This is a genomic window from Bradyrhizobium sp. USDA 4503, from assembly GCF_054055815.1.
On record NZ_JBSRXS010000001.1, the window covers coordinates 7,118,572 to 7,144,652 of the forward strand.

At 66.0% G+C, this 26,081-nt stretch carries 25 protein-coding genes; 15 read left to right on the forward strand and 10 right to left on the reverse strand.

The window, feature by feature from the left end:
* Positions 1 to 270 precede the first annotated feature (270 nt).
* From ACVMIH_RS33930 to lpxK, 6 genes are all read left to right on the forward strand, one after another.
* Complete coding sequence (locus ACVMIH_RS33930) at positions 271 to 1,659, forward strand: metallopeptidase TldD-related protein (protein ID WP_168856546.1); 1,389 nt, start codon at positions 271 to 273, stop codon at positions 1,657 to 1,659.
* Positions 1,646 to 2,455, forward strand: a complete 810-nt coding sequence (locus tag ACVMIH_RS33935) for a 3'(2'),5'-bisphosphate nucleotidase CysQ (protein WP_456864761.1) — start codon at positions 1,646 to 1,648, stop codon at positions 2,453 to 2,455. Before ACVMIH_RS33930 ends, ACVMIH_RS33935 begins: the two co-directional genes overlap by 14 nt.
* A 144-nt stretch (positions 2,456 to 2,599) precedes the next feature.
* Positions 2,600 to 2,848 (forward strand): DUF4170 domain-containing protein, encoded by a 249-nt coding sequence (locus ACVMIH_RS33940; RefSeq protein WP_016848023.1) that lies wholly within the window; start codon positions 2,600 to 2,602, stop codon positions 2,846 to 2,848.
* On the forward strand, positions 2,845 to 3,558 hold the full coding sequence (locus tag ACVMIH_RS33945; protein ID WP_050384219.1) for a lysophospholipid acyltransferase family protein: 714 nt from the start codon (positions 2,845 to 2,847) through the stop codon (positions 3,556 to 3,558). The genes ACVMIH_RS33940 and ACVMIH_RS33945 overlap by 4 nt, the downstream gene beginning before the upstream one ends.
* Positions 3,521 to 4,855, forward strand: a complete 1,335-nt coding sequence (locus ACVMIH_RS33950; RefSeq protein ID WP_229192932.1) for a 3-deoxy-D-manno-octulosonic acid transferase — start codon at positions 3,521 to 3,523, stop codon at positions 4,853 to 4,855. The genes ACVMIH_RS33945 and ACVMIH_RS33950 overlap by 38 nt, the downstream gene beginning before the upstream one ends.
* A complete protein-coding gene (gene lpxK, locus ACVMIH_RS33955) occupies positions 4,848 to 5,870 on the forward strand; it encodes a tetraacyldisaccharide 4'-kinase (protein WP_456864763.1) in 1,023 nt (340 codons plus the stop codon). The genes ACVMIH_RS33950 and lpxK overlap by 8 nt, the downstream gene beginning before the upstream one ends.
* Positions 5,871 to 5,884: 14 nt before the next feature.
* On the opposite strand, the gene ACVMIH_RS33960 is transcribed toward lpxK, so the two are convergent.
* The gene (locus ACVMIH_RS33960) at positions 5,885 to 6,112 is read right to left on the reverse strand and encodes a DUF2093 domain-containing protein (protein ID WP_016848019.1); all 228 of its coding nucleotides are present in this window, start codon (positions 6,110 to 6,112) and stop codon (positions 5,885 to 5,887) included.
* A 219-nt stretch (positions 6,113 to 6,331) separates the two neighbouring features.
* Here ACVMIH_RS33960 and ACVMIH_RS33965 point away from each other — a divergent pair, with 219 nt between their 5' ends.
* Entirely contained in the window at positions 6,332 to 7,129 is a 798-nt protein-coding gene (locus ACVMIH_RS33965; RefSeq protein ID WP_456864765.1) for a dienelactone hydrolase family protein, read from the forward strand.
* Between the two features lie 16 nt (positions 7,130 to 7,145).
* Here the strand turns inward: ACVMIH_RS33965 and xseA are convergent, their stop codons facing one another.
* Positions 7,146 to 8,768, reverse strand: coding sequence for an exodeoxyribonuclease VII large subunit (gene xseA, locus ACVMIH_RS33970; RefSeq protein WP_456864766.1), 1,623 nt, complete (start codon positions 8,766 to 8,768; stop codon positions 7,146 to 7,148).
* A gap of 165 nt (positions 8,769 to 8,933) precedes the next feature.
* Between xseA and purD the strand changes: the two genes are divergently transcribed.
* Positions 8,934 to 10,211: a phosphoribosylamine--glycine ligase gene (gene purD, locus ACVMIH_RS33975; protein WP_456864768.1), complete on the forward strand. Its 1,278-nt coding sequence runs from the start codon at positions 8,934 to 8,936 to the stop codon at positions 10,209 to 10,211.
* 46 nt (positions 10,212 to 10,257) lie between these two features.
* The gene (locus tag ACVMIH_RS33980) at positions 10,258 to 11,583 is read left to right on the forward strand and encodes an adenylate/guanylate cyclase domain-containing protein (protein WP_456864770.1); all 1,326 of its coding nucleotides are present in this window, start codon (positions 10,258 to 10,260) and stop codon (positions 11,581 to 11,583) included.
* 135 nt (positions 11,584 to 11,718) lie between these two features.
* Here ACVMIH_RS33980 and ACVMIH_RS33985 read toward each other — a convergent pair whose 3' ends face one another.
* Complete coding sequence (locus ACVMIH_RS33985; RefSeq protein WP_456853168.1) at positions 11,719 to 12,951, reverse strand: acyl-CoA dehydrogenase family protein; 1,233 nt, start codon at positions 12,949 to 12,951, stop codon at positions 11,719 to 11,721.
* A gap of 122 nt (positions 12,952 to 13,073) precedes the next feature.
* Here ACVMIH_RS33985 and ACVMIH_RS33990 point away from each other — a divergent pair, with 122 nt between their 5' ends.
* Positions 13,074 to 13,979 carry an alpha/beta fold hydrolase gene (locus tag ACVMIH_RS33990; protein WP_456853166.1) on the forward strand — a complete coding sequence of 302 codons (906 nt, stop codon included), beginning with the start codon at positions 13,074 to 13,076 and terminating at the stop codon, positions 13,977 to 13,979.
* A 433-nt stretch (positions 13,980 to 14,412) separates the two neighbouring features.
* On the forward strand, positions 14,413 to 15,657 hold the full coding sequence (locus tag ACVMIH_RS33995; RefSeq protein WP_456866597.1) for an IS4 family transposase: 1,245 nt from the start codon (positions 14,413 to 14,415) through the stop codon (positions 15,655 to 15,657).
* A 128-nt stretch (positions 15,658 to 15,785) separates the two neighbouring features.
* On the opposite strand, the gene ACVMIH_RS34000 is transcribed toward ACVMIH_RS33995, so the two are convergent.
* A complete protein-coding gene (locus ACVMIH_RS34000; protein WP_225163883.1) occupies positions 15,786 to 16,232 on the reverse strand; it encodes a nucleoside deaminase in 447 nt (148 codons plus the stop codon).
* A gap of 140 nt (positions 16,233 to 16,372) precedes the next feature.
* On the opposite strand from ACVMIH_RS34000, the gene ACVMIH_RS34005 reads away from it, so the two are divergent.
* Together ACVMIH_RS34005 and rsmD are read left to right on the forward strand one after the other, a co-directional pair.
* Positions 16,373 to 18,415, forward strand: a complete 2,043-nt coding sequence (locus tag ACVMIH_RS34005) for a pseudouridine synthase (protein WP_456853162.1) — start codon at positions 16,373 to 16,375, stop codon at positions 18,413 to 18,415.
* Positions 18,416 to 18,421: 6 nt separating this feature from the next.
* Positions 18,422 to 18,976 carry a 16S rRNA (guanine(966)-N(2))-methyltransferase RsmD gene (gene rsmD, locus ACVMIH_RS34010; RefSeq protein WP_076825565.1) on the forward strand — a complete coding sequence of 185 codons (555 nt, stop codon included), beginning with the start codon at positions 18,422 to 18,424 and terminating at the stop codon, positions 18,974 to 18,976.
* A gap of 135 nt (positions 18,977 to 19,111) precedes the next feature.
* Here rsmD and mutL read toward each other — a convergent pair whose 3' ends face one another.
* Positions 19,112 to 20,932 carry a DNA mismatch repair endonuclease MutL gene (gene mutL / locus ACVMIH_RS34015; protein WP_456853160.1) on the reverse strand — a complete coding sequence of 607 codons (1,821 nt, stop codon included), beginning with the start codon at positions 20,930 to 20,932 and terminating at the stop codon, positions 19,112 to 19,114.
* Between the two features lie 232 nt (positions 20,933 to 21,164).
* Between mutL and ACVMIH_RS34020 the strand changes: the two genes are divergently transcribed.
* Positions 21,165 to 21,485, forward strand: a complete 321-nt coding sequence (locus ACVMIH_RS34020; RefSeq protein WP_456853158.1) for a ribbon-helix-helix domain-containing protein — start codon at positions 21,165 to 21,167, stop codon at positions 21,483 to 21,485.
* Between the two features lie 307 nt (positions 21,486 to 21,792).
* On the opposite strand, the gene ACVMIH_RS34025 is transcribed toward ACVMIH_RS34020, so the two are convergent.
* The 4 genes from ACVMIH_RS34025 to ACVMIH_RS34040 are packed head-to-tail and all read right to left on the reverse strand — an operon-like array spanning position 21,793 to position 24,697.
* Positions 21,793 to 23,361: a GMC family oxidoreductase gene (locus ACVMIH_RS34025; protein WP_253604242.1), complete on the reverse strand. Its 1,569-nt coding sequence runs from the start codon at positions 23,359 to 23,361 to the stop codon at positions 21,793 to 21,795.
* Between the two features lie 17 nt (positions 23,362 to 23,378).
* Positions 23,379 to 23,927, reverse strand: a complete 549-nt coding sequence (locus tag ACVMIH_RS34030) for a twin-arginine translocation pathway signal (RefSeq protein ID WP_057016636.1) — start codon at positions 23,925 to 23,927, stop codon at positions 23,379 to 23,381.
* A 53-nt stretch (positions 23,928 to 23,980) separates the two neighbouring features.
* Positions 23,981 to 24,376: a VOC family protein gene (locus tag ACVMIH_RS34035; protein ID WP_057016635.1), complete on the reverse strand. Its 396-nt coding sequence runs from the start codon at positions 24,374 to 24,376 to the stop codon at positions 23,981 to 23,983.
* Positions 24,377 to 24,697 carry a c-type cytochrome gene (locus tag ACVMIH_RS34040; RefSeq protein WP_057016662.1) on the reverse strand — a complete coding sequence of 107 codons (321 nt, stop codon included), beginning with the start codon at positions 24,695 to 24,697 and terminating at the stop codon, positions 24,377 to 24,379. It lies immediately after the preceding gene.
* A gap of 390 nt (positions 24,698 to 25,087) precedes the next feature.
* Between ACVMIH_RS34040 and ACVMIH_RS34045 the strand changes: the two genes are divergently transcribed.
* Positions 25,088 to 25,387, forward strand: a complete 300-nt coding sequence (locus ACVMIH_RS34045) for a hypothetical protein (RefSeq protein ID WP_057016634.1) — start codon at positions 25,088 to 25,090, stop codon at positions 25,385 to 25,387.
* 264 nt (positions 25,388 to 25,651) lie between these two features.
* On the opposite strand, the gene arfB is transcribed toward ACVMIH_RS34045, so the two are convergent.
* Positions 25,652 to 26,071 carry an alternative ribosome rescue aminoacyl-tRNA hydrolase ArfB gene (arfB, locus tag ACVMIH_RS34050; RefSeq protein ID WP_057016633.1) on the reverse strand — a complete coding sequence of 140 codons (420 nt, stop codon included), beginning with the start codon at positions 26,069 to 26,071 and terminating at the stop codon, positions 25,652 to 25,654.
* Between the last annotated feature and the right edge of the window lie 10 nt (positions 26,072 to 26,081).

Here is a 26,081-nt window from a genome sequence, read left to right on the forward strand (position 1 = left end):
TGTCTCCCCGCCGGGATTTTGTTCCCGGTCGTTGGGTGAGAGCCTAGCCGAGCGATGTCCGTTCCCCCTTAAAAAGCCTGGTTAACCCCTCCTCACCTCGTGCCATGATTGACAAGAGGTTGGCCCGCATGATTGACGAAGCCTTGCCCCGATCACTCAAATCTTTGTTGCCTGCCGGCGCAAAGTGCTTGAAATCCCTGTGAAACCGGCACATCTGGTGGGTCTGTCGACCTCGTTCCGGGCCCCCCCTCAATCCGCAGGAATTCGTTCGTGAACTCTTCACCATCTGCATCGCGACACGGCGATAGCTCCGATCTGTTCGACCAATCGGGCCTGAGCGACCTTGCGCAGCGCCTGGTCGATGCCGCCAGGCGCGCGGGCGCCGATGCGGCCGATGCCATCGCGGTGCGCGGCGTCTCGCAGGGCGTCGAGGTGCGCGACGGCCGCGTCGAGGAAACCGAGCGCTCCGAAGGCGATGACGTCGGCCTGCGGGTGTTCGTCGGCCACCGCCAGGCGGTGGTGTCGACCAATGACGTCAGCGGCGACGGGGTCGCCAAGCTTGCCGAGCGTGCCGTCGCGATGGCGCGCGTGGCGCCGGACGACAAATATGTCGGTCTCGCCGATCCGGCGCTCCACGCCCACGATTTCCCCGACCTCGATCTGCTCGATCGCAAGGTTCCGAGCACGGCCGAACTCGAGCAGCGCGCGATCGAAGCGGAGGCCGCGGCGCTCGCGGTCAAGGGTGTCACCAAGTCCGGCGGCGCGTCGGTCTCGACCGGGATCGGCGGCATGGTGCTGGTGACGTCGACCGGCTTCCACGGTTCTTATCTGCGCTCCAGCCACGGCATCTCGACGACGGCGATTTCCGGTGAGGGCACCGGCATGGAGCGCGACTACGATTTCACCAGCGCGCCGCATGCCTCCGATCTCGATTCACCTGCTTCCGTTGGCCGCAAGGCCGGCGAGCGCGCGGTGGCGCGGGGCAATCCGCGCAAGGTCGAGACCTGCAAGGTGCCGGTGGTGTTCGATCCGCGGGTCGCCGGCTCGATCGTCGGCCATCTCGTCGGCGCCATCAACGGCGCCTCGATCGCGCGCAAGACCAGCTTCCTGAAGGACAAGCTCGGCGAGCAACTGTTCTCGAAAGATATCCGCATCATCGACGATCCGTTGCGGGTGCGCGGCCTGCGCTCGCAGACCTTCGACGCCGAGGGCGTCAGGGTGAAGAAGACCGCGCTGATCGATGCGGGCGTGCTCACCACCTGGGTGCTGGATTCGGCGACCGCGCGAGAGCTCGGGCTTGTTACGACCGGTCATGCGCATCGCGGCGTGTCGTCCTCGCCGTCTCCCGGAACGTATAATCTGCATCTCGAGCCGGGTGCGGTGACGCCGAAGGAGCTGATCTCCGACATCAAGCAGGGCTTCTATGTCACCGACCTGATCGGCTCCGGCGTCAACGGCGTGACCGGCGATTACAGCCGCGGCGCGTCCGGCTTCTGGATCGAGAACGGCGAGATCACCTATCCGGTCAGCGAAGTGACCATCGCCGGCCATCTGCTGCCGATGTTCAAGTCGCTGGTCGCCGCCAACGATCTGGAATTCCGCTACGGCGTCAATTCGCCGACGCTGCGCATCGAGGGCCTGACGCTTGGCGGACGCTGATACGGACGACTGGACCAAGGCGCGCGATGCCGCCTTGCTGACCAGATCGGTGCAGGAAGCGGGCCGGCTCGCATCGTCACTGTTCCGCACCGAATTGAAGAACTGGATCAAGGGCGCGTCCTCGCCGGTCTCCGAGGCCGACATCGCGGTCAACGACCTGTTGGAGCAGCAGCTGCGTTCGGCAACGCCCGGCTATGGCTGGCTGTCGGAAGAGAGCGCCGACAACGACACCCGCCTCGGCAGGCGCTTCACCTGGATCGTCGATCCGATCGACGGCACCCGCGCCTATCTCGCCGGCCGCGAGGACTGGTGCGTCAGTGTGGCGCTGGTTGAAAATGCATCTCCGGTGCTCGCGGCGGTGTATGCGCCGGTCAGCGAGGAATTCTTCTTCGCCGCCCGTGGACAGGGCGCCACCCTGAACGACGGCGCGGTACATGCAGCCGCAGGCACCGATTTCAACTTTCCGCGGATGGCGGGACCGAAGCCGCTGGTGCAGCGGCTCAGCCCGACGCCGGACGAGATCACGCTCTATCCGCGCATCGGATCGCTGGCGCTGCGGTTGTGCCGTGTAGCACAAGGTCGACTTGACGCGGCCTTTGCGGGCGGGCAAAGCCGCGACTGGGATCTTGCCGCCGCGAATTTGATCGTGCAGGAAGCGGGTGGTAAGATGACCGCGCTCTCGGGGGACGCGATTGAGTACAATCGCCGGGAGGTGACGCATGGGGTGCTGGTGGCAGCAGGACGCGAACGTCATGCACGCATTGTCGAGCATTTTCGCAGCCGTCCTTTGCCGTGAGGCCTCGCCGATCCACGCCGCTTTCCGATTGTGACGACCAGACCTGTTGCGACAGCCTTGTGACGACTAGCCTTGTGACGACCAGACCTGTGACGACCACGACTTCATTTGTTTGCCGGGCATCTCGTTAGGAAAAGCACCATCATGTCAGACAATGCCCAGCCCCAGCTGCTTCACCTCGTGATCGGCGGCGAGTTGACCGATCTCGAGCACAACACCTTCAAGAATCTGGACGAAGTCGAGATCGTCGGCGTCTACCCGAACTATGCGACCGCCTATGCGGCCTGGAAGGCGAAGGCGCAGCAGACCGTGGACAACGCCCAGATGCGCTACTTCGTCGTTCACCTCCACCGGTTGCTCGATCCTGAGCAGGACACAAAGCATTCCCATTGAAACGACTTTTTCGCGATCTGCTGCGCAGCGGCTTCGTGCAGCGCGCGCTGGGTGTGCTTGCGGCCGAGTATCTGCGGCTGGTGTGGTACACCAACCGCTTCAGCTACCAGCCGCATGACGTGTACGGGATCGTCGAGCCCCTGATGCCGGCGATCTTCGTGTTCTGGCACGGCCAGCACTTCATGACGCCGTTCATCAAGACCAAGGAGAGCTACCGCGCCAAGGTCCTGATCTCCCGCCACCGCGACGGCGAGTTCAACGCCCTCGCGGTGGAGCGGCTCGGCATCGGCACCATCAGAGGTTCCGGCGATCATTCCGGCGCGTTCCATCGCAAGGGCGGCGTCGGCGCCTTCCTGGAGATGGTTCGGGCGCTGGAAGACGGCTGCAACATGGCCACCACCGCCGACGTGCCGAAGCGGGCGCGGGTGGCGGGCCTCGGGGCCATCATGCTGGCGCGGGAGACCGGCCGGCCGATCATCCCCTTTGCGATGGTCACCAGCCGATTCATCCGGTTGAAAAACTGGGATTCGACCACCATCAATTTGCCATTCGGGCGCGGCGCAGTGGTAGGTATTGAGCCGGTCTATGTGCCGCCCGACGCCGACGCCGCGACGATGGAAAAGCTTCGGCAGCACGTGGAGGAACTTCTCAACGAAGCGACCCGACGTGCCTATGCAGCGGTCGGGCGGCCGGAGGCAGCGCTTGGCTAGCTCGCTACCGATGACGTTGCGTGTGTACCGCAAGCTGTCGTCCGCGATGGTGCCGCTCGCGCCTGCCCTGATCAAGCGGCGGCTCAAGCTCGGCAAGGAAGATCCCGAACGTGTCGGCGAACGGCGCGGCGTGAGCGCCGATACCAGGCCGCAGGGCCCGCTGGTATGGATTCACGGCGCCAGCGTCGGCGAGGTGCTGGCAGCGGCCGGCCTGATCGAGCGGCTGCGCGCGCTCAATTTGCGCATCCTGCTCACCTCGGGCACGGTGACCTCGGCCGCGATCGTCGCCAAGCGCTTCCCGCCCGACGTCATCCATCAATACGTGCCGTACGACTCGCCGCGTTATGTGACGCGCTTCCTCGATCACTGGCATCCGTCGCTGGCGCTGTTCATCGAATCCGATTTGTGGCCGAATCTGATCCTGTCGAGCGCCGCGCGGCGGCTGCCGATGGTGCTGATCAATGGGCGAATGTCGCAGCGCTCTTTCCCGCGCTGGCGCCGGGTCTCCAACACCATCGGCGCGTTGCTCGGCCGGTTCGACATCTGCCTCGCGCAGTCGAACACCGACGCCGAACGCTTTGCCGCGCTCGGCAGCCACAACGTCGTCGTCACCGGCAACCTCAAGCTCGACGTCGCGGCGCCGCCGGCCGATCCGGCCAAGCTGGAGCGGTTGATGTCGGTGACCCGCGGCCGTGCCATCGTGGTTGCGGCGTCGACCCATCCCGGCGAGGAAGAGATCCTGATCGAGGCGCACAAGTCGCTCGCGGGATTCTTCCCCGGCCTGCTCACAGTCATCGTGCCGCGGCATGCCGCGCGCGGCGAGGCGGTGGCGCGGCTGGTGACGGAGGCCGGCCTGCGCCCCGGCCTGCGCTCGCATGAGGATCTGCCGGTCGCGACAACAGATATCTACGTCGCCGATACGATGGGCGAGCTCGGCCTGTTCTATCGCCTCGCGCCGATCGTGTTCATGGGCGGCTCGCTGGTTGCGCATGGCGGCCAGAATCCGATCGAGGCGATCAAGCTTGGCGCGGCGATCGTGCACGGCCCGCACGTGTTCAACTTCACCGATGTCTATGAGGCGCTCGATCGCGCCGGCGGCGCGCGCCGCGCCGATGATCGGGAAGCGCTGGTCAAGCAGCTCGGCCAGTTCCTTGCGGATTCCACAGCTCGCGACAATTCGCTGGCGGCCTCCGAGCGCGTCGTCGAACAGCTCGGTGGCGCGCTGGAGCGCACGGTGACCGCTCTCGAGCCCTATCTGTTGCAGTTGCGGCTCGAGATGGGAGCCGCCAATGCGTGAGCCGGCCTTCTGGCACCGGCCGTCGTCTTGCCTATCGCAACTGCTCCAACCGCTCGCCGCGCTTTACGGCGCGGTCGCCGCACGGCGGATGCGGCAATCCGGCGTCGATGCCGGCATTCCCGTGGTCTGCGTCGGCAATTACCATGTCGGCGGCGCCGGCAAGACGCCGACGGTGCTGGCGCTGGCAAGATTGCTGCGTGAGCTCGACGAGCGGCCGGTGGTGCTCAGCCGCGGCTATGGCGGCAGGCTCGCTGGCCCGGTCAAGGTCGATCGCGACAGCCACACGGCGGCCGATGTCGGCGACGAGCCGCTGATGATGGCGACGAGCTTGCCGGTCGTGGTGTCGCGCGACCGTGCCGCGGGCCTGGCGCTGGCGCGCGCGCAGGATGCCAGCGTGATCCTGATGGATGACGGCTTCCAGAATCCGAGCGTGCTCAAGGATGTCTGCCTGATCGTGATCGACGGCACGCGCGGCGTCGGCAACGGCCGTGTGATTCCTGCGGGACCGCTGCGCGCGCCGCTGGTGCCGCAGCTGCAACGGACCGACGCGCTGATCGTGGTCGGCGAGGGGAGCGCGGCGCAAAGGATTGCGGCCGATCTCGCGTCCCGCGGCAAGCCGGTGCTGTCGGCGCATCTGAAGCCGGAGCAGGCTTCGCTGGCGGCGCTGAACGGAACACGTGCGCTCGCCTTTGCCGGCATCGGCGATCCCGCGCGCTTCTTCAACACGTTGCGCTCAAGCGGCGTCGACGTCGTGCGCAGCAAGGCTTTCGCCGATCATCATGCCTTCACGAAGGAGGAGATCGAAGCGCTCGTTGCTGACGCGCGTTGCGACGCCCTGACGCTGGTGACGACGGAAAAGGATCTCGCGCGGTTGCGTGGTCCGGACGGGATGCCGGCCTGGGCACAGGCGATCGTGCCGTTTGCGGTGACGCTGCAATTCGATGATGGCGACGCGCTGCGGCGCCTGGTGGCCGATCAACTGTTCAGGGCGCGGGACAGGAGGCTCTCCAAATGAACCCGGCGTTGAGCCTAGGCCTGCGGCTTGAGGACGCCGGGATGGTGGCGCTGCAGCACGGCGGTCGGGGTGGCGTAGGCTTCCTGCAGGTCGACGCTCCAGTACTTCAGCTCGTCGAGCGGAATCCGGACGTCGGTGATGGCACAGCGCACAAAGGTGCCGGGCGAGATCACGCGGAAATCGCCGTCGAGATATTGCACCTGCGCTTCGCCATGGCCCGAGGGACCGAACTTGTTCAGCACGATTGAGCTCTCCGCCTTGCCTCCAACGAGGCCATCTGGATGTCGATGAAACCGTCTATCACAGATAGGGTGTCATGTCCGCCCGTTAAACCACCGACTTGTGATGATTTGGCGGCGGACGCGCATGGTAGCCTTGCGGCCGTGGTCCGCTGTGTTTGCAGCGCCATAACGAGCCGGCCGGATCGGATGCGCCTCACGTCAGTTTTCATGTGCCTCGCCATGCTTGCCGTGCCGGCCGCGGCCGCGGCGCCGCTCCCGGACCCGCATCAGGTCGAGATCCCCGAAGGCAACGTCACGCTGCACGCGCAGCTCTACCGGCCCGATGGCGACGGCCCGTTCCCGGCCGTCATCGCGCTGCATGGCTGCGGCGGTCTCGCCGGCCGTTCCGAGCTGGTGCTGCCGCGCTATCGCGACTGGGCCGAGCAATTGCTGACGACCGGCCATGCGGTGCTGCTGCCGGACAGCTACGGCTCGCGCGCGCTCGGTCCGCAGTGCCGCATCAAAGAGCATCAGGTCCAGACCCGCCGTGCGCGGGTCGCCGACATCAACGCGGCGCGGCAGTGGCTGGCGCAGCAGAAATGGGTGGCCAAGCACCGCATCAGCCTGATCGGCTGGGGCAACGGCGCCGCCGCTTTGCTGTGGGCGGTGCGGCCGCAGATGTGGTCACGCAACGTCGAGCCGGACTTTCGCTCGGCGGTCGCATTCTATCCGGATTGCCGCGCCTCGTTCGGCCTCGGCTGGAGCGCGCGGGTGCCGACGCTGGTGCTGATCGGCGCGCGCGACGACGTGACATCGTCATCGGCCTGCCACCAGATGGTCGACGGCGCCCGCGGCCGCAGCGCGCTGGCGCGGATCGTGGTCTATCCCGAGGCCTATCACGACTTCGACCGGCCCAACCTGCCGCTGCACGCGGTCGCGGCCTCCGATGCCGAGATCGCCGAGCGCGGTCACGTCGGCACCGATACCGGCGCGCGCAAGGATGCGCAAAAGCAAGTCGCCGAGTGGCTGTCGCGCTAGGACAGCTGTTGCCGGGCTAGAACAAGCTGCCCTGATCGACCGGCTTGGTGACGCGCTTCGGCGCTGCCGGTTTCGCCTCGCGCGGCTGAGGCTTCGGCTGGCTCTCGGGCGCCACCGACGCCGGGGGCTGATCGGCGTTCGCGGTGGCGGCGACGCGGCCATCGGCGAATTCGATCGACAGGCCGGCGTTCGGGCCGACCGCCGCGGCGGAGTGCAGGGCGTGGCCGTGCGCGTCGCGCACCAGCGCAAAGCCGCGCGCCAGCACGCCGCGATAGGACAGCGCCGACAACAGCTGGCCGCTATGGGCAACGCGTGCCTCGAGCCGCTGCATCGTCGTCTCCAGCGCGCGGCGGGCGCGCTCGGCGAGGCGGTGGGTGCGCTCGAGGTCGCGGGCGATGGCGTTGCGCTGGGCCTTGGCGTTGGCGAGCTTCGAGGCCTTGAGCCGGATCTCGAGCCCGCTGAAGCGCTCGCGGCGGCGATGCAGCAGCGCGCGCGCCGATAGCGTGATGCGCTCGCCGGATGCGGTGAGCCTCTGCCGCGCATGCGCGATCTGGCCGCGCAGCACGCCGATGGTGAGGCGCGAACTGCTCGCGGCAAAGCGGCGGAAATGCGCGTGCGTATTGGCCTTCAGCCCGCGTGGCAAACCTGCTGCGAGATGATCGAGCCGTTGCCGCGGGATCGCCAGCAGTTCGTGCGCCGCCGGCAGCGCCCGCGCCGCGGCGCGCAGCTCGTTGCGGCGCGCCTCCTGGGCACGCTGCCAGCACACCATGGTGCGGCGGGCGAGCGCGGCAACCTCGACGAACAGCTCGCTGCGCACCGGCACCGCCATCTCGGCGGCGGCGGTCGGCGTCGGCGCGCGCTTGTCGGCGACGAAGTCGATCAGCGTGATGTCGGTCTCATGGCCCACCGCCGAGATCAGCGGGATATGGCTCTCCGCCGCGGCGCGGACCACGATCTCCTCGTTGAACGACCAGAGGTCCTCCAGCGAGCCGCCGCCGCGCGCGACGATCAAGAGATCAGGCCGTGGAATCCTGTCGCCCTCCGGCAGCGCGTTGAAACCGCGGATCGCGGCCGCCACCTGTTCGGCCGAGCCGTCGCCCTGCACCTTGACCGGCCAGACCAGCACGCGGCGGGGAAAGCGGTCCTCCAGCCGGTGCAGGATGTCGCGGATCACAGCGCCGGTCGGCGAGGTGACGACGCCGATCACCTCGGGCAGCCAGGGCAAAAGCTGCTTGCGGGCCTCGTCGAACAGGCCCTCGGCCGCGAGCTTCTTCTTGCGCTCCTCCATCAGCGCCATCAGCGCGCCGACGCCGGCAGGCTCCAGCGAATCGATGACGATCTGGTACTTCGAGGAGTTCGGATAGGTGGTCAGCTTGCCGGTGGCGATGACCTCGAGGCCCTCCTGCGGCTTGAAGCGCATCCGGGCATGGGCGAACTTCCAGATCACGGCCTCGATCTTGGCGCTCTCGTCCTTCAGCGCGAAATAGCAGTGGCCGGAGGAATGCGGGCCGCGAAAGCCCGAAATCTCGCCGCGGACACGGACATGGCCGAAGCGGTCCTCCACCGTCCGCTTCAGGGCGGAAGAGAGTTCCGAGACGGTGAATTCAGGCGCGTTGACGAGATTCGGAGCAGCGGTCATCTGATCTATAGAATCGGGGTTTTCGACCCCGTGTGCAAGGTCCGGACGCCGCGTTTCGGGCGTCGAATCACATATCCACATCTGATCGAACCGCGTGTTGCCGCGGTTCGGGAGCGTGCTAAACCGGACGAAATGGCGTTACAACCCCTCTGATCGGCGACACAGATGAACATCCTCCTGCTCGGTTCCGGTGGCCGCGAACATGCGCTGGCGTGGAAGATCGCCGCATCCCCGCTGGTGACGAAACTGTGGTGCGCGCCGGGCAATGCCGGGATCGCGCGCGAGGCCGAATGCGTTGCGCTCGATATCGCCGACCATGCCGCGGTGATCGAATTCTGCCGGGGCAATGCGGTCGATCTGGTGGTGGTCGGTCCGGAGACGCCGCTCGCCGCCGGGATCGTCGACGACCTCGCCGCTGAAGGCATCAAGGCGTTCGGACCGAGCCGGCAGGCCGCCCAGCTCGAGGGCTCGAAGGGTTTTACCAAGGACCTCTGCAGCGAGTTCAACATTCCGACCGGTGCCTATCGCCGCTTCGACAATGCAAAGGACGCGGTGGCCTATGTCCGCGCCCAGGGCGCGCCGATCGTGGTCAAGGCCGACGGGCTTGCGGCCGGCAAGGGCGTCGTGGTGGCGCAGACGCTGCCCGAGGCCGAGGCCGCGATTGCGATGATGTTCGAGGGCGCGTTCGGCTCGGCCGGCGCCGAGGTCGTGATCGAGGAATTCTTGTCGGGCCGCGAGATCAGCTTCTTCGCGCTGTGCGACGGCGAGACCGCGATTCCGCTGGCCTCGGCGCAGGACCACAAGCGGGTGTTCGATCACGACAAGGGGCCGAACACCGGCGGCATGGGCGCCTATTCGCCGACGCCGTTCGTGACGCCTGAGGTGCACGACCAGATCATGGCGCGGATCATCCTGCCGACGGTTGCCGGGATGAAGAGCCGCGGCACGCCGTTCAAGGGAGTGCTCTATGCCGGCGTGATGCTGACCGCGCAGGGCCCAAAACTGTTCGAGTACAATGTCCGCTTCGGCGATCCCGAGTGCCAGGTGCTGATGCTGCGGATGATGTCGGACATCGTGCCGGCGCTGCTCGCCTCGATCGACGGGCAATTGAAGAACTTCGATCTGCGCTGGTATCCGGACCCGGCGCTGACGGTGGTGATGGCGGCGAAGGGCTATCCCGGCGACTACATCAAGGGCACGCGGATCGATGGCCTCGACGACGCGGCCAAGGTCGAGGGCGTCGAGATCTTCCACGCCGGCACGGTTGCGAAGGATGGCGCAATCATCGCCAATGGCGGCCGGGTGCTGAACGTCTGCGCGATGGGCAAGACGGTGACCGAGGCGCGCGACCGCGCCTATCAGTCCGTCGATCGCATCAAATGGCCGGACGGCTTCTGCCGCCACGACATCGCCTGGCAGGCGGTGGAGGCGGAGAAGGGTTGATCGATCCGGCCTCAGCGGCGACAATGGCGCGCCCCGGGGCCTTCGAATGACCGATTTCAGACTGCCCGAGACCCACTACGCGCAAAGCGCCGACGCGAGCATCGCCTATCAGGTGATGGGCGATGGTCCTGTCGACATCATCCTTGTCCCCGGCCTGTTCTCGCACATCGAGTTCATGCACGAGATGCCCGGCTACACCGCCGTGCTGCGCCGCCTGTCGCGCTTCGCCCGGGTCGTGACCTTCGACAAACGCGGACAGGGATTGTCGGATCGGATGACCGGCGCGCCCTCCCTCGAGCAGCGCATGGACGACGTCCGGGCCATCATGGATGCCATCGGCTCCGCGAAGGCGGTGTTGTTCGGCTTCTCCGAGGGATGCCCGATGAGTGTGCTGTTTGCAGCGACCTATCCGGACCGCGTTTCGCATCTCGTTCTGCTCGGCAGCTTTGCCCGCTCCAAGGATCGCCTGCCGGACGGCGTGTGGCAGCAGCGCTGCGACGAGATCGTGCAGAGCTGGGGTTCTGGCGACACGGTCAAGACCGTCGCGCCGAGCCAGGCAACGAATGCAGAAGTGATCGCGCAGATCGCGAAATTCGAGCGGCTGTCGAGCAGTCCGGGAGCGTTGCGGACGCTGCTCATCCTCAATCGCGCGATCGACGTCACGACGATCCTGCCGGTGCTCCAGACTCCGACGCTTGTCCTGCATCGGACCGGCGATGCCCGCGTTCCCGTGGCACTCGGCCGTGCCGTCGCGCGCTCGATCCCCGCCGCGAAATACGTCGAATATCCCGGCTGCGATCACTACTATTGGGTCGGCGAGACCGAGGCGATGCTCGGCGATATTGAGGAATTCGTCACCGGCCATCGCGATGGTGGTGATGCCGAGCTCGACCGTGTGCTTGCGACCGTGCTGTTCACCGATATCGTCGATTCGACCCGCAGCGCCGCCGCGATGGGTGATCATCGTTGGCGACGTCTGCTCGACGATCACGATCAACTCGCGCAGCAGGTGGTCGGCCGCCATCGCGGCCATCTGGTGAAGAGCACCGGCGACGGCATTCTGGCGACCTTCGACGGTCCCGGCCGCGCCGTACGCTGTGCGCTGGCGTTCGGCTCGGCCGCGCGGCAGATCGGCCTGCCGGTACGAGCGGGCCTGCACACCGGCGAGATCGAGGTGAGGGGGGCGGATATCGGCGGCATAACGGTCCACGCCGCGGCGCGCGTGATGTCGCAGTGCGGCTCGAACGAGGTGCTGGTGTCACGCGTGGTGACCGATCTGGTCGCGGGCGCCGGGTTGAAATTCGCCGAGCGCGGCGCGTTCGAGCTGAAGGGACTGCCCGGGACATGGGAGCTGTTTGCGGCGAGCGGCTAGGTTCGGCCCCACGCCGTCATTCCGGACGACGCGCATCGCGCGTCGATCCGGAATCTCGATGTTGTGGACACCTTCTCACCTCATCTCGAGATTCCGGGTTCGGCGCGTTGCGCCGCCCCGGAATGACGAAGTGGGCTAAAGCAAATCCCCGCCCGCCGCTGACGCTGTGGTGCCGTGCTCGCGGAACGCCTTGATGACGTTCTTGCCGATCTTCCACTTGTGCACCTCGTCGGGGCCGTCGACCAGCCGCTGCGAGCGCACCTGGGTGTACCACTTCGCCAGCGGCGTATCCTGGCTGAAGCCGAGCGCGCCGTGCAGCTGGATCGCGGTATCGATCACCTTGTGCACCATGTGGGCGTGGAAGATCTTGGCGATCGAGTTCTCCTGGCGGATGTCGAGGCCCTTCTCGGCCTTGTAGGCGATGTGCAGCAGCATCAGCCGGCCGATATAGAGCTCGCTCGCGCAGTCGGCGAGCATGAACTGCACCGCCTGGCGGTCGGCCAGCAACTGGCCGAAGGTCGAGCGTTTGGTGACATGGGCGGCCGCCATGTCGAGCGCGCGCTGCGCCTTGGCGACGTTGTGCATGCCGTGGCGCAGCCGGCCGTAGGCGAGGCGGTGCTGGCCCATGTTGAAGCCGTTGCCCTCGCCGCCGAGCAGGTTGTCGGCCGGCACCTTCAGATCCTTGATCTCGATCTCGGAATGGCCGCCATGGATCACGTCGTCATGCGGACCCTCGATCGCCATGTTGGCGACGTTGCGCCTGATGCGGTAGCCGGGGTTGGGCAGCTCGACGATGAAGGTCGAATATTGCTTGTGGCGCGGCGCGTTGGGATCGGTCTTCGCCATGACCAGCGCGAGGTCGGCGACGCTCGCCGACGAGGAGAACCATTTCTCGCCGTTGAGGATGTAGTTCTCGTTGCCGTCCTTCACCGCCGTGGTCTGCATGCCGGTGGCATCGGCGCCGGCGGCCTTTTCCGTCATCGAGAAGCAGATGCGCTTTTCGCCGTTCAACAGGGGCTTGAGGAATTTTTCCTTCTGGTGCTCGGTGCCGTGCGCCAGGATCGTCATCATCGAAGCGTCGTCCGGTCCCTGCGTGTTCATCGAGAGCGCGCCGAGCATGCTCTCGCCGAGCTCCATCTGCACCAGGGCGTTGGCGAGCGGGCCGAGGCCCATACCGCCATACTCCTTGGGCACGAACGGGCACCACAGGCCCTGCGCGCGGGCCTTCTTCCGCAGCGGTCCCAGCACCTCGGCAAGCGGCTTGGTGTCGAGTTCCTTTTCCGCCGGAATGCATTCGTCGTGGACGAATTTGCGAACCTTCTCGCGGATCGCCTTGGCTTCGGCGGGAATTTCGAAGTCGATCGACATGGCACTTCCTCGTTTCATGTTGTTGTTGGCAGGACTTGAGGATGGCATAAACCTCGCCAAAGTCAGCGGCAACGCCGAACAAAGTTTGAAGCAGCGCGGCCGCCCCAGGGAAGGAGCTACCGATGCCTGATCTCGCTGATCTTTTTCCCGGCTATGCGTCCGAATGGATCAACACCTCGCAGGGCCGCATCTTCGCCCGCGTCGGCGGCAAGGGCCCGCCATTGCTGCTGCTGCACGGCTTCTCCTCGACGCATGTGATGTGGCACACGGTGGCGCCGAAACTCGACGACAGGTTCACGCTGATCATCGCCGACCTGCCGGGCTACGGCTGGTCCGACATGCCCGACAGCGACAAGGACCATACGCCCTACACCAAGCGGGCCTGGGCGAAGACCATGGTCGAGGTGATGGAGCAACTCGGGCACGTGCATTTCGCGCTCGCCGGCCACGACCGCGGCGGCCGGGTGTCGTACCGGCTCGCGCTCGATCATCCCGGCCGGCTGTCGAAGCTTGCGGTGCTCGATATCGCGCCGACCTATGATTACTGGCAGAAGCTCAATCGCCTCTCGGCGCTGAAGATCTACCACTGGGCGTTCCTGGCGCAGCCCTATCCGCTGCCGGAGACGCTGATCTCCAACAATGGCGAATTCTTCCTCAAGGAGAAGATGGCGAGCCAGACCAGGAGCAAGACGCTGGAGGCGATCGATCCGCGCGCGCTCGAGCACTACCTCGCGCCATTCCGCGATCCCGCGCGCATCCATGCGATGTGCGAGGACTATCGCGCCGGCGCCTATGCCGACTACGAGATCGACAAGGCCGATGTCGACGCCGGCAAGAAGATCACGATCCCGATGCTGGCGCTGTGGGGCGATGCCGGCGTTGCCAGCGCGGCAACGACACCGCTCGACACCTGGAAGACCTGGGCCACCAATGTCAGCGGTGCGCCGGTGGCGTCGGGGCACTTCCTGCCCGAGGAGAATCCGGAGGCGACGGCGAAGCTGCTGCGGGAGTTTTTCCTGGCGGGGTAATGCAACCGCGGCACCGTCATCCTGAGACGCGCGCGATGCGCGCACCTCAGAGAATCTGAATGTATGGCGGAGGAGCGGCACCAAACATTCGGTGTCGTCCTGGCGAAAGCCGGGACCCATAACCACCGAAGGCCATTGTTGCGCAGGGCTGGGGCCACAGCCTTCCTCAACAATCAAACCCTGTGGTTATGGGTCCCTGCTTTCGCACTAGCGTGTCTACACGGTTTTGGGGCGCGACAGATTGACTCGGCGCAGCAAGAAGTGGCGTCTCTGCAGCATGTTGTATGATTCTCTCACTGGCGCTTTGATTCGAAGGAGCGCCAGCGATGCAGCCGGATTTGTCTTTGGGTGAGTTCGGGGACGTTCGTCTCGACAAAAGGGGGCGACGCTTCTCCGGGCTATGCTTTGCACGCGCAGCGTCTGCTTGCGCCAGATGGCCCGGGGCGATTGGGCTGCCAATATGGCGTTCTGGCGGTTTGTGAACAACCCCCAAGTCACGATCGATAAATTGATTGAGGGCTGGAGCACGCAGACGCGGACTGCGGTCAGCGGGCGTCATGTGCTGGCGATCCAGGATACGAGCGAGGTCAAGTTCCAGACCCAGGCGGGACGGCGGCGCGGGCTGGGCAAAGTCGGCAAGGGCAATGCTCGCGGCGTGCTGTTGCATGTGATGATGGCGGTGGATGCCGACAGCGGGGTCTGTCTTGGCCTTACTGGCGGCAACGTTTGGACGCGCAAAGGCAAGGTAAAAATCCCGCATGAGCGGCGCGCCTTGGCCGACAAGGAGTCGGCGCGCTGGGTGACGGCCGCCGAGCAAGGCCGCGACGTCCTGGCAGATGCCCGCATGATCACCGTCGTCAACGACCGCGAGGGGGATTTCTTTGCTCACTGGGCGCTGACGCCAGCTGAGAATGTCCATCTTTTGTCGCGTGCCATGCACGACCATGCGCTGGTCGATGGCGACACACTTTATCAGGCGGTCGAGCGGAGCCGCTTCTGCGACAACGCGGTGATCGATCTGCCGCAGCGAATGGATCGGCGCGGCCGGCAGGCCCATCTCTCGATGCGCTTCGGAACCGTCGTGCTCAAGCGGCCGCAGAGGCCCGGCGTCACCGACTTGGCGGAGGGCATCAAACTCAGCTTCGTAGAAGTGGTCGAGTTGCATCCGCCGAGAGGTGCGGAGCCCATTCGCTGGCTGCTCCTGACCACTCATCCGGTCGCCACCGTTAAAGACGCCTGGCAGATCGTCTCCTGGTACCGCCAGCGCTGGATCATTGAGCAACTCTTTCGCTCGCTGAAGAGCCAGGGTTTGCGCATCGAGGATAGTCAGATCGAGAGCGCCGAAGGCCTGATCAAGCTCGTGGCGGTCGCCACCAGAGCGGCATGTATCGTCATTCAACTCGTTCAGGCCCGCAACAGTGGCGAAGAATTGCCGGCTGAATTTGTCTTCACCGCAGAAGAGATCGAGACGCTCAGGGCCATCAACAAAACCATGAAAGGTCGCACCGAGCTTCAGAAAAACCACCATCGCCCCAACACTCTTGCTTGGGCGGCATGGATCATCGCAAAACTCGGCGGATGGACCGGCTACGCCTCCCACCGTCCACCTGGACCAATCACCTTCCACACCGGAATGGCCCGCTTCCAAATCCTCGCAAATGGCCCGACAAACGTGTAGATGCACTAGTGCTTTCGCAGGGACGACGACGGACATGTTGTCCCGCCTTCAGTCCCGTCCTCCCGGGGTGCTCGCCTCTTGGCTCGCTGCGCTCGCACCTCGGGATGACGGGTCTGTCTTTCGTGCACCTACCGCCGCTCCCTGAAGAACTCGCGCAGCAGGCGCGCGGACTCGGTCTCGCCGACCGCGCCATAGACCTCCGGCACATGGTGGCAGGTCGGCTGCGCGAAGAACCGGACGCCTGACTCGACCGCGCCGCCCTTGGGGTCGGCGGCGCCGTAATAGAGCCGGCGGATGCGGGCAAAGGAGATCGCGCCGGCACACATGGTGCAGGGCTCCAGCGTCACGTAGAGGTCGCAATCGACCAGCCGCTCGGTGCCGATGGCCTCGGCGGCCTGCCGGATCGCAAGGATTTCCGCATGGGCCGTCGGATCGTGGTCGGTCAGGGTGCGGTTGCCGGCGGTGGCGATCACCTCGTAGCCCCGCACGATCACGCATCCGATCGGAACCTCGCCAGCTTTTCCGGCACTTTCGGCGGTTTTTAGCGCCAAATCCATGAAAGAAGGGGCGGACATGCCTCGTATCATCGGAAGAAACCTGCTAGTAGCGTCGCCTTCAGCAGAAGTGGATGCCGGTTTTGCGCCAGTCGCGCCCAGATGGCGCGCGTATCGCCGGTTGCCCTGCGCCCCAATTGAACCTCCAGGCGAGAACATTCATGCCCCGCGACAGCGACAAAAACAACGATTCCCCGCGCGGCCGGCGGGACCGGGGGGCGCCCGGGAAGGGGCGGCCCAGTGGTTCCCGCGGATCGGACAAGCCGTTCGGCAAGCGCAGCTTCGGCGGCAAAGGTGGTGATCGCGACAAGCGCTCGTTCGGCGACAAGGGCGAGGGCCGCTCGTTCCGCCGCCGTGAGGACGGCGATGCGCCGCGCCGCGATTACGGCGACCGGCCGCGCTTCAAGCGCGACGACCGAGGCGGCGAGGGGGGCGGAAAGCGCCCGTTCAAGCCGCGCGGCGAGCGCCGCGACTTTGATGCGGGCGATCGTCCGCAGCGCGGTGGCGCGCGTTCGGAGGGCCGGTCGTCCGACCGCAAGTTCGGTGAAAAGCGGTCCTATGGCGATCGCGAGAAGCGCCCCTACACGCCGCGTGGCGACCGCGACGGCGAGAAGCGGAGCTTTGCGCCGCGCGGCGATCGCGCCGAGCGCAAATTCGACGACAGGAAGTTTTCGCGCGGCGATCGTGACAAGCGCTCGTTCGGGGACAAGGGCGAAGGCCGCCCGTTCCGTCGCCGCGAGGATGGCGACGCACCGCGCCGCGATTTCGGCGATCGGCCGCGCTTCAAGCGCGACCGCGACTTCGAGGGCCGCGACCGCGGCGACGAGAAGCCCTGGCAAAAGCGGGATCGCAAACCGCGCGACGACCGCGGCGGCGACGAGCGCCCGCGCTTTTCGCGTTCGCGCGACGATCGCGGTGGCGGCGAACGTCCGCGGTTCTCGAAGTCACGCGACGACCGCGAGCAGGGTGATCGTCCGAAGTTCGGCCGGCCGCGCTGGGATCGTCATGATGAAGATGGTGGCCGCGACAATCGCCGGCGTGAGCGGCCCGAAGGCCGCACCGACTGGCAGGAGCACCCGCGCAGCGAGGGTCGCTTCTCCGACCGGCCGCGCCGCGACAATGAGGACGACAGCAGGATCTTTGCGAAGCGCCCGGCCTTCGGCGGCCGCGGTGCCTATCGCGAACGCGCCACCGACGACCGGCGCGAGCGTCCCGAGCCGAAGCCGAAGAAGACAGGTGAACGCATCGCCAAGGTATTGGCGCGCGCCGGTCTTGCCTCGCGCCGCGATGCCGAGGAGATCGTCACGCAAGGGCGCGTCACCGTCAACGGACGCGTGATCAACTCGCCGGCGCTCGATATCACCGACAACGATGTCGTGGCGGTCGACGGCAAGCCGTTGCCGCCGCGCGAGCGGACGCGGCTGTTCATGTATCACAAGCCGCGTGGGCTGATGACGACGCATGCCGATCCCGAGGGGCGGCCGACCGTGTTCGACAATCTGCCCGAGGGCCTGCCGCGGCTGATCTCGATCGGCCGGCTCGATTTCAACACCGAAGGCCTGTTGCTGCTGACCAACGACGGCGGCCTGGCACGGACGCTGGAGCATCCCGACACCGGATGGCTGCGCCGTTACCGCGTGCGCGCGCATGGCGAGGTGACGCAGGGCCAGCTCGACCAGCTCAAGGGCGGCGTCGAGGTCGACGGCGTCAAATACGGGCCGATCGACGCGACATTGGAACGCGACCAGAGCGCCAATGTGTGGGTGGTGTTCGCGATCCGCGAAGGCAAGAACCGCGAGGTGCGCAACGTGATGGCGCATCTCGGGCTCGAGGTGAACCGCCTGATCCGGATCTCCTACGGCCCGTTCCAGCTCGGCGAGCTCGAGGAGGGCAAGGTCGAGGAGGTCAAGACGCGGGTGCTGCGCGAGCAGCTCGGCGAGAAGATCGCCAAGATCGCGGGTGCCGACTTCACGCGGCCGGAGCAGCGTGACGCAGCCGACGGCGACGATGCGCCGGCCAGGAAGCCGAAGCCCAGCAAGCGCGAAACCATCAACGATCGCAAGGGCCGCCGCGTGCTGGTGCAGCGCACCGGCAGCGAGGAAGCGCGTGCCCGCAATGAAGACGAGGCCAACGGCTACGGCCCGCCGCGCCGTCCCAAGCGCGGCTATCACGGCAAGCGCGATCTCAAGCCGCGGGACGAGTAACGGTCGATGCGCGTCGTCGGGGGCAGGCTGAAGGGCCGCAATCTCGCTTCGCCTGCGGGCCGCGAGATTCGTCCGACCGCGGACCGCCTGCGCGAGTCCGTGTTCAACATTCTGATCCACGCCTACGACAATCCGGTTGAGGACGCGCGCGTGCTCGATCTGTTTGCCGGCACCGGCGCGCTCGGCATCGAGGCCGTCTCGCGCGGCGCCAGGTTCACGCTGTTCGTCGACAATGGCGCCGAGGCGCGCGCGCTGCTGCGCAACAATGTCGAGTCGCTCGGCCTCGGCGGCACGACCAAGGTCTATCGCCGCGATGCCACCGATCTTGGACCGGCGCATCCGGTCGAGCCGTTCTCGCTGGTGTTTCTCGATCCGCCCTATGGCAAGGGGCTGGCCGACAAGGCGCTCGCCTCGCTGCGCGACGGCGGCTGGCTGACGCCGGGCGCGCTGCTCGTGGTGGAAGAGGCAAAGGCCGCGGCGTTCGCGGCACCCGAGGGCTTCGAGGAGCTCGAGCGGCGCGCCTATGACGACACGGAGTTCGTGTTTCTTCGCAAGGCGTAATGTTGCCGCTTGTTGTGCTGTCATCACCCGCGCATGCGGGTGATCCAGTGCGCCGCGGCTTCTCGATTGATCACGATCGCCGCGGCGTACTGGATCGCCCGGTCAAGCCGGGCGATGACACCGGAGTATGCGGTCTTATCTTCGCCCGAACAGCTTCTCGATATCGCTCAGCTTCAATTCGACATAGGTCGGGCGGCCGTGGTTGCACTGGCCGGAGTTCGGCGTGTCTTCCATCTCGCGGAGCAGTGCGTTCATCTCTTCCGGCTTGAGGCGGCGGCCGGCGCGGACCGAGCCGTGGCAGGCCATGGTGGCGGCGACGTGCATCAGCCGGCGCTCCAGCGGCAGCGCCTCGTCCCACTCGGCCATGTGCTCGGCAAGGTCGCGCAAGAGACCGGCCGCATTGGCCTTGCCGAGCAGCGAGGGCGTTTCGCGCACGGCGACCGCGCCGGGGCCGAAGGATTCGATCGCGAGCCCGAACGATGCCAATTCCTCGGTGCGATCGAGCATCTTCTCGACAGTCGCCTCATCGAGCTCGACGATCTCGGGGATCAAGAGGATCTGCCGCTGCACGCCGTTCTTCGCCAGCGAGGCCTTCAGCTTCTCATAGACGATGCGCTCATGCGCCGCGTGCTGGTCGACCACGATGAGGCCGTCGCGGGTCTGCGAGACGATGTAGGTCTCGTGGATCTGGGTGCGCGCGGCGCCGAGCGGCCGGTCGAGCAGGTCGGGCGCGGGCGCGGCCTCGAAGCGCACGTCGGCGGTCGGCATGCCGACGTCGAAGGCGGCCTGTCCGGGCTCGGCGAAGGCGGGCGCCGCCGCGCCCTCGAACGCGCGCATCGGACCAGCCGGATAGGACGGCGAGCCGCGCCAGTCCCAATTGCCCGGACGCGGCGGCGTGGTGAAGGCGGGGCGGAAGGCCGAGAGCGCGGCGCCGTCGGCGGTATTGGCCGCGGTGCGCCTGCCTTCGCGTGCGAGGCCTTCCTTCAGGGCGTGCACGATCAGCGCGCGGACCAGGCCGGCATTGCGGAAGCGCACCTCGGTCTTGGCCGGATGCACATTGGCATCGACGCCCTCGGGGTCGCAGGTCACGAACAGCGCCACGACGGGATGGCGGTCGCGTGGCAGATAGTCGGAATAGGCCGCGCGCACGGCGCCGAGGATCAGCTTGTCGCGCACCGGGCGGCCGTTGACGAACAGATATTGCCCGAGCGCATTGGCGCGGGTCAGCGACGGCGCGGCGGCAAAGCCTTCGACCACGACGCCCTCGCGCTCGGCGCGCACCTCGATCGCGTTGGCACGAAAATCCGCACCCAGGATGTCGCCGAGCCGGGTCAGCCGGCCGGCCGCGCCGGGCAGCGCTGCGGCCCAGGTGACCGGCGCGCGGTCTTCGCCGGCCAGCGTGAAGGCGATGTCCGGGCGCGCCATGCCGAGGCGGCGCACCACCTCGCGGATCGCCTCCGCCTCGGTGCGGTCGGTCTTGAGGAATTTCAGCCGCGCCGGCGTTGCGTAGAAGAGTTCGTTGACCTCGACGCGGGTGCCCTGGCCGAGCGCGGCCGGCATGACCTCCGACTTCTCGCCGCCTTCGACCGACAGCGACCAGGCATGCGGCTCGCTGGCATGACGCGTCGTGATGCCGAGCTTTGCGACCGCCCCGATCGAGGGCAGCGCCTCGCCGCGGAAGCCGAGCGTGCGGATGCGCAGCAGGTCTTCGTCGTCGAGCTTGGAGGTGGCGTGACGGTCGACCGCAAGCGCGAGGTCGGCGCGGGTCATGCCGCCGCCATCGTCGGTGATGCCGATCCGGCGCCGCCCGCCGCCATCGGTGAAAACGTCGATCCGGCTGGCGCCGGCGTCGATCGCGTTCTCGACCAGTTCCTTGACCACGCTCGCGGGGCGTTCGACCACTTCGCCGGCGGCGATGCGGTTGACGAGCTGTTCGGGAAGCTGGCGGACAGGCATGGATTGGACGTTCGGAGCGCGATTCGAGACTGGCCGCTACTATAAATCGCCGCGCCGGCAAATGCATGGGACCGATCTGGCGGCCGCAAGCAGGTTGGGGATGATTCCGGCCTATCGCCTTGAAGACGCTTGGCTTCGGCGGCCGGCGCGTCACGCCCTACGTCCCGATTGTGGGGCCGCGCGCACAGGTATATCGTTTAGAAAAATTATAAGTTCTCGCCGGAGGAACGCCATGTGCCATCTTTTCGCGCATCAGCCGCAACGCGACTATGAATCGCAGACCCGATCGTTGCGGATCGACGGCCATTGCACCTCGATCCGGCTGGAAATGTCGTTCTGGGACACGCTGGAGGAGATCGCGGCCAAGGAAGGCATGACGCTGGCCAAGTTCCTCACCACCCTGCACAACGAGGTGCTCGATCATCACGGCGAGGTGAACAATTTCGCCTCGCTGCTGCGCTGCTCCTGCCTGATCTACCGCGCCAAGGCCAACGCGCCGGCGGTGGTCCCGGACTATCGCGGGACGACGGCGATCATGGATGCGGCGGAATAGATTTCGCACCGGTCCATCACGCAAAGAAGAAAGCGGCCCTGTCCAGTTGGGCAAGGCCGCTTCAGTGAGAGGGGAATTGTATTTTCTTGCTAAAGCGCAGTGGCGACCACGACGGCGCTGCGCTCCCTCGCCCCGTTCTTACGGGGAGAGGGTTGGGGTGAGGGGCCGTCTCCGCGTATCCGGTGACAGCTGCGTTTGCGGAGGCTCCCCCTCACCCGGAACGCATCTAACGATGCGCTCCGACCTCTCCCCGCACGCGGGGCGAGGTGAGGCGGAATCCGCGACTCGGTTCGAATGGTCGTCTGGTCTAGATCTCCTTGCGCTGCATCGCGCCGGCGATGTGGTCGGCCTGGCGGATCGCCAGCGACACGATCGTCAGCGTCGGGTTGCACGCTGCGCCTGACGTGAACTGGCTGCCGTCGGAAACGAACAGGTTCTTGATGTCGTGGGTCTGGCCGAACTTGTTGACCACGCCGTCGCGCGGCTTCTCGCTCATCCGGTTGGTGCCCATGTTGTGGGTCGAGGGATAGGGCGGCGTCGGATAGGTGACGGTGGCACCGACCGCCTCATAGACCGCGGAGCCCTGCTTGTAGGCATGGTCGCGCATCGCGACGTCGTTCGGATGATCGTCGAAATGCACGCTGGCGACCGGCATGCCGAACTTGTCCTTGATCTTCGGATCCAGCGTGATGCGGTTGGTCTCCTGCGGCATGTCCTCGCCGACCAGCCACATGCCGGCCATCCGCGGATAGCCCTCGATCGCGCTGGTGAAGCTGCGTCCCCAGGCGCCGGGATTGAGGAACGCGGCCATGAAGGGCAGGCCGAGCGACAGCGTCTCCATCTCGTAGCCGCCGACGAAGCCGCGCTTCGGATCGTTCTTGGCCTCGTCGCGGATGATGCCGGCCATCGTGGTGCCGCGATACATGTGCACCGATTTCTCGAAGCTCGCATACACGCTGCCGGTCATATGCCGCATGTAGTTGCGGCCGACCTGGCCGGATGAATTGGCGAGCCCGTCCGGGAACATGCTGGACGCGCTGTTGAGCAAGAGCCGCGGGCTCTCGATCGAGTTGCCGGCGACCGCGACGACGCGGGCCTTCTGGCGCTGCATCGCGCCCGTCGCATCGGCGTAGACCACGCCGGTGACCTTGCCGGACTGGTCGTGCTCGATCTTGATCACCATGCTGCCGGGGCGCACTTCGAGATTGCCGGTGGCTTCGCCCTTCGGGATCTCGGTGTAGAGCGTCGACCATTTGGCGCCCGACTTGCAGCCCTGGAAGCAGAAGCCGATCTGCTGGCAGGAGCCGCGGCCGTCGCGCGGCTCGCTGTTGATCGCCATCCGCCCGGTGTGCACCTCCTTGTAGCCGAGCTTCTTCGCGCCGGCTTCCATCACCTTGAAGTTATTGTTGCCGGGCAGCCCTGGGATGCCGTTGGTGCGGGTGACGCCCATCTTGTCCTCGGCCTTGGCGTACCACGGCTCCATCTCGGCGAGCGTGATCGGCCAGTCGATCAGGTTGGCGCCGGGAATGGTGCCATAGGCCGACTTGATCTTGAACTCGTGCTCGTCGAACCGCAGTGACGCACCGGCCCAGTGCGTGGTCGAGCCGCCGACCGCCTTCACGATCCAGGCCGGAAGGCCCGGAAAGTCCTGGTGGACGCGCCAGCTGCCCGAGGTCGAACGCGCGTCGGACCAGGCGAGCTGGGTGAAGCTGTCCCATTCATCGTTGATGAAGTCCTGGTTCTCGATGCGCGGGCCGGCCTCCAGGATCACGACCTTGACGCCCTTCTGCGCCAGCTCATTGCCGAGCGTTCCGCCGCCGGCACCGGAGCCGACGATCACCACAACGCCGCTGTCATTCAGATCGAATTTTGCCATTGTTTCCTCCCGACCCGTTAGACCTTCGGCAGCCAGTCGATATCGGCGAAGCCGCGCTTGATGTAGCCGCCATGCTCGGCCGAGGAGCCCTCGTAGCCGAACCGCGGCCACACCTCCTTGTTGTTGTAGATGGAGACGATGAGGTCGCCGCGGATCTTCTGGAAGAAGGCGCTCGGTTCGATCTGTTGCAGCAGCGCGACGCGATCGTTTTCCCAGGCGACCTCGACATAAGGCATCTTGTGGCGGTCGTTGGCCGCCTGATCGAGCCTCGTGACGCCGTCATTGATCAGCGACTTGACCGCCGGATCCTTCGCGGCCTTCTCGTCATACGGCTTGACCGCTGCTATGTAGTAGCTGTCGCCGAGGAAATCGTGCGGATAGATGTCGCGCGCCATCTTGAGCAGCGTCTTCATCGTGGCCGGCGTCAGCGTCGTGGCGCCTTCGGCCCACGCATCGGTGATGCCGAGCCCCGTCGAGGTCGCAATCGCGACTGCGGGTGCGGTCACGGCCGCGCCTTTGAGAAAGACACGCCGGTCATATTTGCTGCGTCGATCGATTTCTCTCATGGGTTCCTCCGTCAATTTTTATTTGTGCAATTGCCTTGTTGTCTGAGCATGCTCTAGCCGAAGCGCCCGCCGCGCTGGATCACCTCGATCTTGTAGCCGTCGGGATCGGAGACGAAGAAGAAGCGCGCCAGCGTCTTGCCGTCGTGCTTGAAGTCGCGCAGCGGCCCGGGCGACAGTTTCTCCTTTTCGAAGCGCGCGTGCTCGGCATCGACGTCATCGACGATGACGGCGAGATGGCCGTAGCCGTCGCCGAGCGTGTAGGGCTCCTTGCGATCGAAGTTGACCGTGAGCTCGACCTCGAACGGCGAGGAGGGATGGCGCAGATAGATCAGCGCGAAATCGGGAAATCTCAGGTTGTCCGCGATCTCCAGGCCAAACGCGCGCTGGTAGAAGTCGAGCGCTTTTCCTTCGTCGAACACGCGGATCATCGAATGCACGGGTTTCGCCATTCAGTTCAGCTCCTTCAGATAGGCGATGATCATGGCGCGGGTTTCCGGCTTGGCCTGCCGGTAGGCCATCACGGCGCCGGGGATCACCTCCTGCGGATTGGTCAGCCAGGCGTCGAGCCTGGCGTCGTCCCAGACGAAGTCGGCCTTGCTGAAGCCCGCGGAATATTTGAAGCCGTCGGCCTTGCCGGCGTGACGGCCGACGACCTTGTAGAGCGACGGTCCCTGCCGGACGGCATCCGACATGTTTGACGTGTGGCAGGTCGCGCATTGCTGCTTGAACAGCGTCGCCCCATCGGGCGGCCTGGCGGCGGGCAGGGGCATCTGCGCAGCCGTCATTTGCACTGCAAGCATTGCGCTGCAAAATCCCAGCCCCAACGACCACCTTGCGCGCAGCTTTGTCATCTACATCACCGCCTCTGTGCGGTGACTGTAGGAGGCTGAAATCCGCCGTTGGTAGTAGCGGGCTGTTTCACAGCAGAACAAAGCTGGGCGGTGATCTGGCGCGGAACCGGTGGTTGCCGCATATGCGGACGACAATTTCGCAAAATGACCGCGAAATCCCTGCACGATCACCACACGACGCAGCTTGCATCTCGCGTGCGCCGTTTGCGGAAAATGCAGTCTTGCGCGATGGGGTTCAGGGTCGGCGCTGCAAACGGCGCACCACCTGCGCCGCTCCTCCATCGTCAATTAAAGTCCCAGGAGAAATGGATGACGTTTGCAAAAACCAGCGTGCTCGCCCTTGCCATCTCGGCCGCGATGGCCGGCCCCGTCCTGGCACAGGGAACGACTGCACCGGATACCCGCGGCGGTGCGCAGGGCAGAGGTACCATGCAGCAGGGCGGCGGCATGTCCGGCAGCGGCGATGAGGAAATGACGGCGCAACCTGGCGCGACGACGCAGAAGAGCGGCGCCGCCGCCAAGTCGGGCAGCAAGGGAACGGTCGGCAGCGGACGCACGGCACCGAAGTCGGGCGGTTCCGAGATGGCGCCCGCAACCAAGAAGTACTGAAGCACGAGAGCCTTCGAGGTTCTGATCAATCGGAACCAAGGCTCAAGCTTCTTGTTCTGACGCGTTCCTTCGCGCGAACCGACATCCGCTTCGCGCGAGAACGCTTCTGGTTACGCTGACCGGATCCCGGATGCAGTGCCGCGCGCGCTGCGTCCGGCGTTCCCTGGAGCATGATCCGGAAAAGTGGAAACCGGTTTTCCGAAAAGATCATGCTCAAACAAGGAGATGAGATCATGATGCGATTCCGTGGAAACGCATTATGATCTAATCGTCGAAACGGCGGGCGCCGCGCCCCGCCTTGATGTCGCTGCGGCGCTTCTTGCCCTCGAGCCGGCGCTGCTTGGAGCCGAGCGTCGGCTTGGTCGGCCGCCGCGGTGTCGGCCGCATCATCGCCTCCCTCAACATCTCGAGCAGCCGCTCGATCGCATCGGCGCGATTGCGTTCCTGGGTGCGAAAGCGGAAGGCGTGGATCACGATCACGCCTTCCTTGGTCATGCGGCTGCCGGCGAGCCGCGCCAGCCGCTGCGCGGCGTCTGCCGGCAATGCAATCTTGTTGGTGTCGAAGCGAAGCTGCGCTGCGGTCGAGACCTTGTTGACATTCTGTCCGCCCGGGCCGGAGGCGCGGACAAAGACGATCTCAATGTCGTTCTCATCGATCGTAAGGTCGCGGGACACCCGCAGCATGACATCACCC